Origin of the sequence: Streptomyces sp. 71268 (assembly GCF_029392895.1) — a bacterium.
Taxonomy (GTDB): domain Bacteria; phylum Actinomycetota; class Actinomycetes; order Streptomycetales; family Streptomycetaceae; genus Streptomyces.
This window is the reverse complement of record NZ_CP114200.1, coordinates 3,790,183-3,804,311: the sequence shown is the minus strand read 5'-3', so window position 1 is coordinate 3,804,311 and position 14,129 is coordinate 3,790,183. Positions and strand designations below refer to the sequence as shown.

The window sequence follows — 14,129 nt, the reverse complement described above, 5'->3', positions numbered from 1 at the left end:
CGTGGGACATGCCCCGCCCGGAAGGGGTGTACGCCTGTGCCCGCACTTGTGCTGCTCGGTGCTCAGTGGGGTGATGAAGGCAAGGGAAAGGCCACCGACCTGCTCGGTGGTTCGGTGGATTACGTCGTTCGCTACCAGGGCGGCAACAACGCCGGTCACACGGTCGTCGTGGGTGACCAGAAGTACGCGTTGCACCTGCTCCCTTCCGGAATCCTTTCCCCCAGCTGCACGCCGGTCATCGGTAACGGTGTCGTGGTGGACCCGGCGGTCCTGCTCTCCGAGCTGAGCGGGCTGAACGAGCGCGGCGTGGACACGTCCAAGCTCCTCATCAGCGGCAACGCGCACCTGATCACGCCGTACCACCAGACGGTCGACAAGGTCACGGAGCGCTTCCTCGGCAAGCGGAAGATCGGCACCACCGGGCGCGGCATCGGCCCGGCCTACGCGGACAAGATCAACCGCGTGGGCATCCGGGTGCAGGACCTGTTCGACGAGTCGATCCTCATCCAGAAGGTCGAGGCGGCGCTCAACGACAAGAACCAGATACTGGTCAAGCTCTTCAACCGGCGCGCGATCAGCGCCGAGCAGGTGGTCGAGGAGTACCTCGGCTACGCGGAGCAGATCAGGGACTACGTCGCCGACACCACGCTGATCCTCAACAACGCCATCGACGAGGGCAAGGTCGTCCTCTTCGAAGGTGGCCAGGGCACGCTGCTCGACGTGGACCACGGCACCTATCCCTTCGTGACCTCCTCCAACCCGACCGCGGGCGGCGCCTGCACCGGCGCGGGCGTGGGCCCCACGAAGATCAACCGGGTGATCGGCATCCTCAAGGCGTACACCACGCGGGTGGGCGCCGGACCGTTCCCGACGGAGCTGTTCGACGCGGACGGCGAGGCGCTGCGCACCATCGGCGGCGAGCGCGGCGTGACCACCGGGCGCGACCGGCGCTGCGGCTGGTTCGACGCGGTGATCGCGCGCTACGCGACGCGCGTCAACGGCCTCACCGACTTCTTCCTGACCAAGCTCGACGTGCTCACCGGCTGGGAGCAGATCCCGGTCTGCGTGGCGTACGAGATCGACGGCAGGCGGGTCGAGGAGCTGCCGTACAGCCAGTCCGACTTCCACCACGCCAAGCCGATCTACGAGAACCTGCCGGGCTGGTCGGAGGACATCACCAAGGCGAAGACCTTCGCCGACCTGCCGAAGAACGCGCAGGCCTACGTGAAGGCGCTGGAGCAGATGTCCGGCGCGCCGATCTCCGCGATCGGTGTCGGCCCGGGCCGGGACGAGACGATTCAGGTCAACTCCTTCCTCTAGGCCCCACGTCGGGCCCGCCCACGGGTCTCGAATGAGTGAACGTGCGCCGGGCGCGCTGGTCAGCCGACCAGCCGCCCGGCGCACGCGCGTGTGGGGCTAGCGCGGGCCGGGTCCGTACGGCGTGCCGTAGCCGCCGGGGACCGGGCCCTGGCCCGGCATCGGCTGGCCGGTGACCCGGCGCTCCTGCAACGCGGACAGCCTGACCACGACGGCGATGGCGAACACGGCGCACGGGATGGACACCACGTCGGTGAGGATGGACCAGGCGACGGAGGACTGGTATTCGCCGTACGTCTCGGCCTCAGCGAAGACGAAGAAGCTGATGGTGCTGGTCACGAGCATCACCAGGAACAGCACCCACCAGGTGTTCAGCAGCCCGCGCCCGGTGCCGGGTTGCGGCGGGTAGCCGGCCGGGGTCGGTGGGGCGCTGCTGGTCCAGACGTCGTTGGCCATCTGCTTGGGGAACCAGAGGTGCACCACCGGGATGAACCAGGCCCCGGCGGCCAGCCCCGAGCCGAACCGCTGTCGGCCCGGCGCGAGCGCCTGCGCGTTGACGTAGGTGCGGCGGAACCAGATCACCCACAGCACGACCATGGGGATGGAGAGGAAGAACCACAGCGCGTCGAACCCGTCGGTGACGCTCTCCTGGTCCTTCAGCGTGGCGGAGTCCACGGTGTCCGAGAAGTAGTCGTCGTAGGTGCCGTAGAGCCGCAGGCTGAAGATCAGGTCCATCAGCATGACCAGCAGCCCGAGGGAGAACAGCACCACGGTGGCGTTGGCCAGCCCCCGGGGGGAGCGCCAGACGGCGGGTGGGCGGTAGCCGACGCTGGTGGTCGGGTAGAGCGGCGCGGCGACGCCGGTGTGCGGGTGCCCGACGTGCGGCCCCACCGCCGGCTGTCCGGCGTACGCGGCGTGCGTGGTGGTCAGCGGCGGCTGGCCGGATATCCGCGGGCCCGGGGGTATCGGCGGGCCGAACTGCGTGCCCGGCGGGGTGCTCGGGGGCGGGGTGCTCGCCGCCCGCGGCCCCACGGGCGGCTGGCCCCCGGGCGGCGTGGAGCCGCCCAGCGGCGCGAAGCCCACCCCGGTCTGCGGCATCTCCGCCTCCAGCAGGCGCAGCGCGTCCCGGCCGAGCCGGGCCAGCAGCTCGCCCGGCAGCCACGGGCCCGCGTCGCCGCCGACCTGGCCGGCCGCGAGCCCGGCGCCGTCCGGGCTCGCGCCGCCCGCGTGGGCCAGCACCTGGTCCAGCGTGAAGCGGTTGGCCGGGTCCTTGGTGAGGCAGCCGTCGATCAGCTCCCGCAGTCCCTCCGGCAGCCCGGCCAGGTCCGGCGCCTCCTGCGCCACCCGGTACATCAGGGCGTGCACGCCGCTGTCGACGGTGCCGAAGGGGGAGCGCCCGGTGGCCGCGAAGGCCAGCACCGAGCCCAGGCAGAACACGTCGCTCGCGGCCGTGATCGGGTCGCCGCGCACCTGCTCGGGCGACATGAAGCCGGGCGAGCCGACGACCGCGCCGGTCATCGTCAGGCCGGTGTCGCCGACCGAGTCGAGGGCGCGGGCGATGCCGAAGTCGATGACGCGCGGCCCGTCGATGGTGACCAGCACGTTGGACGGCTTGAGGTCGCGGTGGATGAGCCCCGCGCCGTGGATGTCCCGCAGCGCCAGGGCGAGTCCGCGGGCCAGCGCGCGCACGGAGGTCTCGGGGAGCGGGCCGTGGTCCTCGGTGACCACGTGGTGCAGCGAGGGCCCGCCGATGTAACCGGTGGCGACCCAGGGGGTGGCGGCTTCGGTGTCGGCGTCGAGCACCGGCGCGGTCCAGTCGCCGCCGACCCGCTGGGCGGCCCGCACCTCGGCCTGGAATCTGCGCCGGAAGTCGCTCTGGCTGGCCAGCTCGCCCCGTACCAGCTTGACCGCGACGGTACGGCCGCGCGCCGAGCGGGCCAGGTAGACCCGGCCCATCCCGCCCTCACCGAGCCTGCTGAGCAGGCGGTACTCGCCGATCCAGCGAGGATCGTCGGCCCCCAGGTCTTCCATGCTGTTGTGGCTCCTGCCCCTCGTTCCGCGCGGTGCCGCCGGCCGCTGCTGCCGCCGCGACGTCCCGTGCGCGCTGCCGTGTCTGCGCGTTCGACCCGCCGCGTGCGCGAGCGGACCGCCACCCCTGCCGTGCTGCCGTGCCCCTCGCGGCGGGGGCCGCGCGGTGTCAGTCGTGTCGTCCGGTCGTGGCCGTGCGCGTGACCCCCGTCCGCGCCCTGCCGCGGCGGTGGCCGGCCGGCTCCCGGCGCCCGGCCCGCTGTCCGTGCCGCCCGCTACCCCCGGTCTTCCCCCGCCCCGCAGAGAATAAGGGTCGGGTGGTGAAAAGCGGCCCGCGCCTCGCCCCGGAATCCACCGGTACGCGGGTTCCGGCCCGCGCGGGCGGGGTTGTGGGACAGGCGGCCCCGGAAACCGGCCGGTAATCCGTCCCGGGACCTCCCGCCGCACCGGGTCGGTGCGCGACGCTGGGTCGATGGTGCCCGCGCCCGCCCCCGTCCGCGTACCCGTATCCGTACTCGTGCGCGTACCCGTACCCGTACTCAGGCCCGGGCCGCGCCGCCCGTGCCGGGGCCCGGCAACGTGTCCAGGCGGGTGGCGAGCGCCATACGAAGTGCCGGTATCCGGCCCGCGCCGGCCTCCCTAGTCTGAGGAGACCGGCCCCCCACCCCGCCGTACCGCCGGCGCCGTCCACCGAGTCGCGAGCGATTGAGGTACCGAAACGTGTCCACGCACTCCGCCCCCGCCCCCGATCCCACCGCCGGTGCCGCGGTCAAGGCCGCCGACCGCGCGCATGTCTTCCACTCCTGGTCGGCGCAGGGCCAGATCGACCCGCCGGCCATCGCCGGGGCCGAGGGTTCCTACTTCTGGGACTACGACGGCAACCGCTTCCTCGACTTCTCCTCACAGCTCGTCAACACCAACATCGGGCACCAGCACCCGAAGGTCGTGGCCGCCATCCAGGAGCAGGCGGCGAAGATGTGCACGCTCGCGCCCGGCTTCGCGGTGGACGTGCGCTCCGAGGCGGCCCGGCTGATCGCCCAGCGCACGCCCGGCGACCTCGACAAGATCTTCTTCACCAACGGCGGCGCCGAGGCGGTCGAGAACGCCGTACGGATGGCGCGGGTGCACACCGGTCGGCCCAAGGCGCTCTCCGCGTACCGCTCGTACCACGGGGCCACCAACGCGGCGATCAACCTGACCGGCGACCCGCGCCGGTGGGCCTCGGACAGCGCGTCGGCGGGCGTCGTGCACTTCTGGGCGCCGTTCCTCTACCGCTCGCCGTTCCACGCCGAGACCGAGGTGCAGGAGTGCGAGCGCGCGCTGCGCCACCTCGCGGACACCATCACCTTCGAGGGCCCGCAGACCATCGCCGCGATCATCCTGGAGACCGTCCCGGGCACGGCCGGCATCATGCCGCCGCCGCCCGGCTACCTGGCCGGCGTCCGGGAGATCTGCGACCAGTACGGGATCGTCCTCATCCTCGACGAGGTCATGGCCGGCTTCGGGCGCACCGGCCGCTGGTTCGCGCGTGACCACTGGGACGTCACGCCCGACCTGCTGACCTTCGCCAAGGGCGTCAACTCCGGCTACGTGCCGATCGGCGGCGTCGCCATCTCCGCCGAGATCGCCGCCACCTTCGACCAGCGGCCCTACCCGGGCGGGCTCACCTACTCCGGGCACCCGCTGGCCTGTGCCTCCGTCGTCGCGACGCTGACCGCGATGGAGGAGGAGGGCATCGTGGACAACGCCGCCGCCATCGGCGAGCAGGTCATCGGCCCCGGGCTGCGCGAGATCGCCGAGCGCCACCCGTCGGTCGGCGAGGTGCGCGGCCTCGGCGTGTTCTGGGCGGTCGAGCTGGTACGGAACCCGGAGACCCGGGAGCCGCTGGTGCCGTACAACGCGAGCGGGCCGGCCAACCAGCCGATGGTCGACTTCGCGGCGGCGGTCAAGCGGGGCGGGCTGTGGCCGTCGGTGGTCATGAACCGCACGCACGTGGTGCCGCCGTGCACGATCTCCGCGGCGGAGGCCAAGGACGGCCTGGCCATCCTGGACGAGGCGCTCGCCGTGGCGGACGCGCACGTCGTCGGCTAGCCGCAGCGGTACGAGCCGTACGAGCCGAGCCGTACGAGCGGTCCGCGCGGGCTGCCCGTACGGCCCGTACGGCGCGTACGAGGGGGCGGTGCGGGGACGTAACGTTCCCCACACCGGCTCGCACACAATCCCACGGAGATCTTCGCCAGACGGCCCATCCTCGGGCCAAAGCACTGCACTCCGTGCAACACCTCCACACTCCGCGCAACGGCCCTCGCATATCGTGATGCGGGGGCCGCTCGCCTGTCCGCCGGCTCGTGCGCCGGCGGAACCCCACATCACGCGGGCGGCCGTGGAAGGAGACGGACCCATGCCCGGCACCAGCCAGGTCAAGCGCAGCACGCTGCGGCAGCAGATAGCCGACGCGCTGCGCGACGAGGTGCTGGCGGGGCGGCTACCGGCCGGGCAGCAGTTCACGGTCAAGGAGATGGCCGAGCAGTACGGGGTCTCCGCGACGCCGGTCCGCGAGGCGCTGCTCGACCTGTGCGCGCAGGGCCTGCTGGACGTGGAGGAGCACCGCGGCTACCGGGTCCACGAGTTCACCATCGGTGACTACCGCGACATGGTCGAGGCGCGCACGCTCATCGTGGAGGGCATGTTCCGGCGCTCGGTCGCCACCGCCATGGACTCCACGACGCCGCAGGCGCTCGCGTCGGTACGGCGCCGCGCCGAGGAGGCCGAGCGGGCGGCCCGTGGCGGCGACCTCGACATCCTCATCGGCTACGACCTGCGGTTCTGGCGCGAGCTGAGCGGGCTGGTGGGCAACTCGTACATCTCCGGCATCCTGGAGCGGGTGCGCGTGCAGAGCTGGGTGTTCAGCGTGCCGTACCTGCGGCGCGCGCCGGACCTGCGCGGGAGGCTGTGGGCCGGCCACCGCGAGCTGGTGGAGGCGATCACCCGGCGCGACGTGCGCAGCGCCGAGGAGATCGTGGCCGCGTACAACGCGCACAGCCTCTCCCTCGTCGAGTCCCTCCCGGGCCCGCGCCCGGCCACCGCGTCCTGAGCACGCCCGCGGGTGGCCGGGTTCGGACGCGGCCGGGCTCCCGCGCGGTCGGACCGGGCTCGTGCGTGAGGGGGGCTCGCGTGCGGTCGGGCTCGGGTGCGGGTGGGGGAGCGGTGGTGGCGTGCGGGGCGTCGTTCGCCCGGCGTTCGTACGGCGTTCGCGGGGTGGGGCCGCCGGGCGGGACCGTGCTCCGGGGCGGTGCGGGGCCGGCGCGGGCCGTTGTCCGTCGGCACCCTTCGCGCAGCGGTGAACGGGCATTACGCTGGCTCGACCGCCGCCAACGAGAGTGAGTACACGTGGCATGTGACCTCTGGCTGGTCCCGCTCGTCGACGTCCTCTGCCATAGCCCGGACAACCCGTTCGCCGAGGAGATCGCCGCGTACGACCAGGCGCTCGGCGAGGCCGGACTGCCCCCGGTGCCCGTCTTCGGCTACACCCCCGGACTCTCCGGCGCGGTCGCGCCGATCGCCGGGTTCGACTACGACGCCCTGCACTACCTGCGCCGCGCCTACCTGCTCCGGGTCTGCGGGCTCGAGGTCACGCCGGTCGACGAACTCGGCGGCGACTACGAGCAGTTGTTGGAGATGTTCGAGAGCACCGCCCAGGAGTCGCACCTGGTCTGGCACTACGACCACGCCGGCGCGTACGTCCCGGTCGACTTCGCGAGCCCGCTGTCCAACGACGGTCTCCTCGAAGGCGGCGGCCCGCTCGGCTCCAGCCACGGCCTGCTGCGCGAACTCCTCGAAGTGGGCCCGGCCCTGGGCATCGACCCGGCCAACCCACCCGCGCCGCCCGCCCCGCCGGCCCGCCCCACCGACCTGGAGGAGCCGGCGGCCCCGATCCCGTACGAGGACAGCCCGTTCGCGCGGGAACGGCACGTGTGGCTGTCGCTGCACGCCGCCGCGACCCGCAGCCTGGGCCAGGGCTCGATGATCGTCTTCAGCTGACCGCGCGCCGCCGGCCCGGCGCCTGACCGGCCGTCCCCTCGGACGGCCGGTCGCGCTCGCGCGGGCGGCGGTGGCGGGCGGGTAGCGAGTGGGGCGGCGCTAGCGGGGGGACTCGGGCGGGCGCTGGCGCGGCATGTTGGGCCGGGTGCCGGGGGGCAGCAGCAGCCGACTGAGCGGAGTGCCCGACTCCGGACGGGCGTGCCACGCCAGCGACTGGGTGCTCAGCGGCGCCGAGCGCGAGCCGAACTCGATCATCCAGTCCGACGTCTCGGCCCGCACCAACTCCGTCACGTCCTCCACGAAGCGGCGCAACACCCCGAGGCAGCGCTCCGCCGCCTCGCTCGCGGTGCCGTCGGTGGGACCGAGCACCTCGCGGACGTTCTCCACGGACCAGTCGAACTGGAGCGCCTCAAGCCGCCGGTGCACCGCCTGCGCCGTGGCCATGTCCCGCATCCAGCCCGAGGTGAGGCCGAAGAAGCGGTCGCAGCCCAGGCACGCGACGGCGGCGACCAGCGCGAGGCAGCCCCAGGCCGCGCCGGCGCTCAACGTGTGGGTCAGCTCCAGGAGGGGGAGCACGGCGCCCACCGTGGCCGCGAGCGCGGCGCCGGCGCGCAACGCCCGTGCCGCGCGCCGCTTCCACGCCCGGTCGGCGAGGTACCAGTCGGCGACCCGCAGCGCCCCCTCCTCGGCCCACCGGTACAGCTCGTCCAGGCGCTCCGTCGGCTCACCCCAGTCGCCCAGCGGGATCGGCCGGCCCGACAGGTCGGCCGGGCGCCGCCGGGCCGCCCGCCACCCGCCGTGTGGCTCGCCGCCGGCCCGCGCCGTCCGGCCGCCCGGCCGCCCCGCGTGCGGGCCCCGGCCGTCGTCGCCGGGCGGCCAGGGTTCGCCGGCCCCCGAGCCGTCGTCCGGCCCGCCCGGCCCCAGCGGCCCGCCGGGTCCCGTCGGGCCACCGGGGCCGCCCGGCGCTCCCGGGCCACCACAGCCGCCACCGGACTCACCGCCCCCACCCGCCGCACCGGTCCCGCTCGTTCCACCCTCACCGCGCGGAAGCCCCTCGGGTCGCATCTCCGGCTGACTCACCCGTGCACTCCCTGCGTCCTGGCTGACTGCGTTCCGGCCGGCCGCCCCGCCGACCGGCCAGCCCTGCGGCGCGCGCCGGCACCGGCCCCGCGCCCTCGATGGCTGCTGTTCTGCCCGTGCTGTGCCCGCGACCCTCTGCCCGCCGCCCATGCTCGTCGCTCGCGTCCGTCGCCTCTGCCCGTTCGTCCCGCCGGCCCGATGCCGACGCGTACGCCTGCCGCCCGCGCCACGGGCCCGGTACCCCCGGCGCCCGGCCAACGGCCGACCCCGACGCCCGCTCGGCTCCCCGCGCGGCGCCCGTACGCGCTCTGCCCGCACGCCGCCCGCACAGTCGGCCGCGCGCGATGTCCGTACCCGACGTCCGTACGCGACGCTCGCCACGCGACATTCGTACCTACCGTCGGCACTTCGCCCCGCGAGCGGTGGCCCCGGGGCGGCCGGGCCCGGCGGTGGACCGCCCGGTCGGGGCGGCGCGCCCCCGAGGCCCTAGGCGGAGCGCAGCCATCTTCCTACCGCCGAACGGCTGGCATCGCGCCCCAGAACGGGGAACATCACCCCAAAATGCGGCTAGAACCGGCTTTATGTCGGAAATAGGGTCGAGTGCGTCTCACTCGAAAGAGTGGCCAGCCCGCACCCGGGCCGCCCCGCCCCCGCTCGGCACGACCCCCGGCCCCCTCGTAACGCGCGGCCCCACCCCCGCGTTACGGACCCCGGCCTCCCCCGTACGGCCGGCCGATCCTCCTGGTACGACGGGCCGAGCCTCCGTCGTGCGACGGGCCGAGCCCGCCGCGTACGTCCGTCCACGGGGGCCGCGCGCGGCGGACCGTGGGCCCCGCGCGTGACGGGGTGCGGCCTTCCGTACGGCGGTCCGCCGCGATGCGCCGCGAGGCGGTGCGCCCGCCCGTGGCGAGGTGGCGTACGGGTTGGTGGCGCGGCGGCGCGGTGACGGAGCGCAAGGGGCACGGGGCGCGCGGCGGTCCGGTGGGGCGTGCGGAGCCGCGCCGGCGTGCGGGTTCCGCGCCGCCCCCGGCCGGTCGTTGCCGCGCCGCGGGTTAAGGGCCCGTGGCCGTGACGTTTAGGGTGGGGCCCGTGAAGGTCCTCGTCATCGGCGGCGGCGCCCGCGAACACGCCCTGTGCCGCTCACTGTCTCTCGACCCCGACGTCACCGCCCTGCACTGCGCCCCCGGCAACGCCGGTATCGCCGAGGTCGCCGAGCTGCACCAGGTGAACGCCCTCGACGGCACCGCGGTCGCCGAGCTCGCCGGCACGCTCGGCGTGGACCTCGTCGTGGTCGGCCCCGAGGCGCCCCTGGTCGCCGGGGTCGCCGACACCGTGCGCGACCGCGGCATCCCGTGCTTCGGCCCGTCCGCGGCGGCGGCCCGCCTCGAAGGCTCCAAGGCGTTCGCCAAGGACGTCATGGCCGCCGCCGGCGTGCCCACGGCGCGCGCCTACGTCTGCGTCAACGCCGCCGAGGTGGACGAGGCGTTGGACGCCTTCGGGCCGCCCTACGTCGTCAAGGACGACGGCCTCGCGGCGGGCAAGGGCGTCGTGGTCACCTCCGACCAGGCCGCCGCCCGCGCGCACGCGCTGGCCTGCGACCGCGTGGTCATCGAGGAGTTCCTTGACGGTCCCGAGGTGTCGCTGTTCGCGATCACCGATGGCGAGACCGTCCTCCCGCTCCAGCCCGCGCAGGACTTCAAGCGCGCCTACGACGGGGACGAGGGCCCGAACACCGGCGGCATGGGCGCCTACTCGCCGCTGCCGTGGGCCGACCCCAAGCTGGTCGACGAGGTGCTCACCACCGTCCTCCAGCCGACCGTCGACGAACTGCGCCGCCGCGGCACGCCGTTCGCCGGGCTGCTCTACGCCGGGCTCGCGATCACCTCGCGTGGCGTGCGGGTCATCGAGTTCAACGCCCGCTTCGGCGACCCGGAGACCCAGGTCGTCCTGGCCCGCCTCAAGACGCCGCTGGCCAGCGTGTTGCTGCGGGCCGCGACCGGCACGCTGGAGATGGAGCCGCCGCTGCGCTGGAGCGACGGCGCGGCGGTCACCGTCGTCATCGCCTCGCACAACTACCCCGGCACGCCGCGCACCGGCGACCCGATCACGGGCCTGGCCGAGGCCGACGGGCGCGAGAAGACGTACGTGCTGCACGCCGGCACCAGGCGGGACGAGTCGGGCGGCGTGGTGAGCGCCGGCGGCCGGGTGCTGTCGGTGACGGCCACCGGATCGAGCCTGGCGAAGGCCCGGGAGCGCGCGTACGACGCGGTGAAGCTGATCGAACTCGACGGCTCCCACCACCGGACGGACATCGCCGCCCGCGCGGCCGACCCCGCGTAGCTCCGTCCGCGAGACCGTCCCCGAGTAGACCCACCGTGCCCGCCCCCCGTCCGCCGGGGGCGGGCACGCCCGCGCCACGCGCCGGCGCGGCCCGCGCGTAGCCGCCCCGCGGCCCACGCCCCACTCGACGGCCCGCGCCCCACACGGCGACTCGCACCCCGCAGCCACCGCCCGAACCGCTCTCCGGGCCCCTGCCCGAGTCCGTTCTCCGCCGGGTCACCGTCCGCGCGCCCTCCGCGCTCGCCCGCGCGCCCGCTCGCGGCGCGCCTCCGCTTACCGGCCCGCGCGCCCGCGTGCCCGCCCGTCCGGGCGCCCGGCGGCGGCGTGCCCGCCGCCCCGCGCCCGGTGGGCGCCGCCCCGGGGCCCGCGCGGGGGCCGAGTGGGCCGCCGTCCGCCTTACGGGGCGCGGGCTCCGCTCACTGACCGGAATGGTTCCTACCCCTGGCCGATGCCATTCCATCGAGTGAGCGGCTGGCTATCCGGGTGACGCGTTTGCCCGCCCCAACTAGTCTGCCGCGGAGCCACGCTGCGGCAACTGGCGCAGCGGCTTCCGTACGGACAGGGGGCCCTTCGCACACCGACATTGCGGTGTCAGTAGCCGGTGCGACAGTGGTGGGGTACGCACGCCGGCGGCATCCGCTGTCGCACTCACCGCAGGGCAGTAGGGGGTGGTCAGACTCATGGCAGGTCCGAAAGCAGAGACACCCGGGGCCCGAGCGCGGGCGCTCGCGGTGCTGCGCGTGCGCGGCACGGCCCAGGCCGTGGCGCTGCTGCCGGCCGCCGTCGCGGTCGTCCTCGTCGCCGGCGGCGCCACCGGGCACATCGGCGGCTCGGGGAGCGGCTGGCGGACCGTCCGCTGGGTGGCGATCGGCGTCGCCGCGCTGACGCTGGCCGTGGCCGTGGCCGTCGGCGTGGTCATCGCCCGCGCCCGCCCCGCGCTGAGCCCCACCGTGCCCGTCCCCGAGGAGACGGCCCCCGACCTCTACCGCATGGTGCGCGACCTCGCGGACCGGCTGGGCGTCCCGCCGCCCTCGGCGATAGCCCTGACGCCGGACTGCGACAGTTGGCTTGAGGACCGCACACACGAGGAGCGGCGAGCGCGGCGGGTGCGCCGGGCGCGCGCCCGGCGCCGTGCCGAGGCCGGCGCCCGGGACCGCCGTAGCGCCCTGCTCGGCCGCCTCCGGCTGGCCCCGTCCCGCGCCCCGGGGCTCGGCCTGGAGGTCGCGGTACCGCCCGCGCCCGCCGACGCTCCGGACGCCCCGGGCCCGGCGGGGCCGGTGCTCGTGATCGGTTCGCCCTTCCTGTGGTGGATGCGGGTCGCGGAGCTGCGCGCGCTGCTCGCCCCGGTCGTGGCGGGCACGGGCCCGGCCGCGCACCCGGACATCGCCGCCGCCCGCCGCTTCGTGCGCGCCCTGGACGCCGCCGTGGCCCTGGCCGCGACCGACCCACACCCCGACCCGGCCGCGCACGCCCCGGAGCCGGACGGCCCGGCATCGGGCGACCTGGCAGCTGGGGACCTGGACCCGCGCGCCCCCGACCCGCGCGAGGCGGCTCCGTACGCCGCGCGACCGGCCCACGCCCCGTGGCCCGCCGAGCGCGAGCGCGAGCCGTACGCGACCGGGACCGTACGGGTCGCGGAGGCGGCGCCCCCGGCGCACGCCCCGAGCGCCGCACCGGGCCAGTCCGCCGACGGCGACCCCCGCGCGCACGAGCCCGCCGCCCGCGAGCCCGCCGCCCGCGAGCCCGGCGCGCCGGGCCGGGCCGCCGCCCGCCGGGTGCCGCTGGCCGCCGTCGGCCGGGCCTTCCGGCGGCCCGGGCTCGCCTTCGTCGGCTGGGTGGCGCGGCTGCTGCTGCGCGCCTGCCGGGACGACGCCGCCGAGATGGAGCGGGGCGTCGCCGCCGCCTCGGCCCAGCGCGCCCAGGGCGTGGACTACGGGCTGCGCATCGCCGCCCAGGAGCAGGTGGGCCTCGCGTACGCCGGCTGGGACCGACTGCTGACGCGCGTAGCGCTGCCCGCCTGGCGGATGGGCCGCTGGCCCGCGCAACTGGACGCCGGCGTGGTGGCCGCGCTCACCGAGCTGTCCCGGCGCGACCGGCTCGCGGAGGGCTTCGCCTCCCGGCTCGGCGAGCGCCCGGCCTGCGACCTCCTGGAGGAGCCCGGCACGGTGGACGAGGCGATCTCGCTGCTCGCGGCCCGACTGTTCCACGGCGGCCCGGCCACCCCGGGGCCCGACTGGTCGCCGGTGGACTGGGGCGCGTACCCGGAGGAGGTCGTGGACCGCAAGTGGCGCCTGGAGGCGGCCCGGCTGCACGCCGCCCTGGACACCCTGCCGCGCCCGGCCGGCGAGCCGGTCCCCACCGGGCCCGGCGGCGGCTTCGACCCGGGCTTCGAGCCCGACCTCGGCGCGGAACCCACGCTCGACCGGGTCCTCGACCGGCTGAGCACGCCGGGCGGCGCCGAGCACGACCCGGAGGCGATAGCCGAGCGGCTGGCCGCCCGGCTCACCTCCGAGCTGGCCCGCGAGGAGGCCGCACAGCGCCGGTCCGCCGCCGCGGGCGGCGCGCCCGGCCTCGCGGCCAGCGGCCAGGGTGTGGCCGGCGAACCTTGGCTGGACAGCCTGGCCCCGCTCTTCCCGCTCCAGCCGCCCCGGACCGGCCGCGAACTCCTGGCCGACCACGTCACGGCGATGGTCTGTTGCGCCGCCATGGACACCGCGGGCGCCGCCCCGGGCCTCGACTGGCTCGACGGCCCCGCCCTCCTGGTGGACGGCAGCCGCAAGACGGACCTGACCGCCCCGGTGCTCAGCCTCACCGAGGACGGCGACCCCGACCCGCTCCGCGCCTGGCTCGGCGGCGTGGGCGTCCGCCCGGACAAGCCCATCCGTCTGGTCTAACCCAACCCACCGCACCCGCCACCCGCACACCCACCCCCGCGTACGCACCCGCCGGTCCGCCACGCCCCAGCGCCCCAGCGCGGCACCCGCAACCACGCGGACCACACACCCACCCACGGCGCGGCACCCCACACCCCGCGCCGTGCCACCCCACGTCGCCCCGTATGTACGGCGCCGACCCGCGCCACCCCGCACGTAAGGCGCCGGCCCGCGCCCTCACCCTCCCCACACACAGGGCGCTCGCCCGCCCCCACCCACACCTCCACGCCCGCCCCACACACACCTGCCGCACTCCCACCTACTCCCACCCACTCACCCACTCCCACCCACCTCCAGCCACACACCCCGAACGCGACAACCGCCCCACCACACCCACCCGACACTCGCGACTCTCACAGCACCCACGACACCCGCACTACTCCAACCACC

Annotated in this window: 8 protein-coding genes; 6 read left to right on the top strand and 2 right to left on the bottom strand. The window is 75.5% G+C overall.

What is annotated here, in order from left to right; translation table 11 throughout:
* The first annotated feature begins 36 nt into the window (after positions 1-36).
* On the top strand, positions 37-1,320 hold the full coding sequence (locus OYE22_RS14530; RefSeq protein WP_277320797.1) for an adenylosuccinate synthase: 1,284 nt from the start codon (positions 37-39) through the stop codon (positions 1,318-1,320).
* A 96-nt stretch (positions 1,321-1,416) separates the two neighbouring features.
* On the opposite strand, the gene OYE22_RS14525 is transcribed toward OYE22_RS14530, so the two are convergent.
* The gene (locus OYE22_RS14525; RefSeq protein WP_277320796.1) at positions 1,417-3,348 is read right to left on the bottom strand and encodes a DUF4328 domain-containing protein; all 1,932 of its coding nucleotides are present in this window, start codon (positions 3,346-3,348) and stop codon (positions 1,417-1,419) included.
* 717 nt (positions 3,349-4,065) lie between these two features.
* Between OYE22_RS14525 and OYE22_RS14520 the strand changes: the two genes are divergently transcribed.
* The 3 genes from OYE22_RS14520 to OYE22_RS14510 all read left to right on the top strand — a co-directional run bounded on the left by OYE22_RS14520 (position 4,066) and on the right by OYE22_RS14510 (position 7,386).
* Positions 4,066-5,436, top strand: a complete 1,371-nt coding sequence (locus tag OYE22_RS14520) for an aspartate aminotransferase family protein (RefSeq protein WP_277320795.1) — start codon at positions 4,066-4,068, stop codon at positions 5,434-5,436.
* A 310-nt stretch (positions 5,437-5,746) separates the two neighbouring features.
* Positions 5,747-6,439, top strand: a complete 693-nt coding sequence (locus tag OYE22_RS14515) for a GntR family transcriptional regulator (RefSeq protein WP_277320794.1) — start codon at positions 5,747-5,749, stop codon at positions 6,437-6,439.
* A 296-nt stretch (positions 6,440-6,735) separates the two neighbouring features.
* A complete protein-coding gene (locus tag OYE22_RS14510) occupies positions 6,736-7,386 on the top strand; it encodes a hypothetical protein (RefSeq protein WP_176163159.1) in 651 nt (216 codons plus the stop codon).
* A gap of 99 nt (positions 7,387-7,485) precedes the next feature.
* Here OYE22_RS14510 and OYE22_RS14505 read toward each other — a convergent pair whose 3' ends face one another.
* Positions 7,486-8,148 (bottom strand): SLATT domain-containing protein, encoded by a 663-nt coding sequence (locus OYE22_RS14505; protein ID WP_277324130.1) that lies wholly within the window; start codon positions 8,146-8,148, stop codon positions 7,486-7,488.
* Between the two features lie 1,407 nt (positions 8,149-9,555).
* On the opposite strand from OYE22_RS14505, the gene purD reads away from it, so the two are divergent.
* Together purD and OYE22_RS14495 are read left to right on the top strand one after the other, a co-directional pair.
* Positions 9,556-10,806, top strand: a complete 1,251-nt coding sequence (gene purD / locus OYE22_RS14500) for a phosphoribosylamine--glycine ligase (RefSeq protein ID WP_277320793.1) — start codon at positions 9,556-9,558, stop codon at positions 10,804-10,806.
* A 680-nt stretch (positions 10,807-11,486) separates the two neighbouring features.
* Positions 11,487-13,700: a hypothetical protein gene (locus OYE22_RS14495; RefSeq protein ID WP_277320792.1), complete on the top strand. Its 2,214-nt coding sequence runs from the start codon at positions 11,487-11,489 to the stop codon at positions 13,698-13,700.
* The last annotated feature ends 429 nt before the right edge of the window (positions 13,701-14,129 follow it).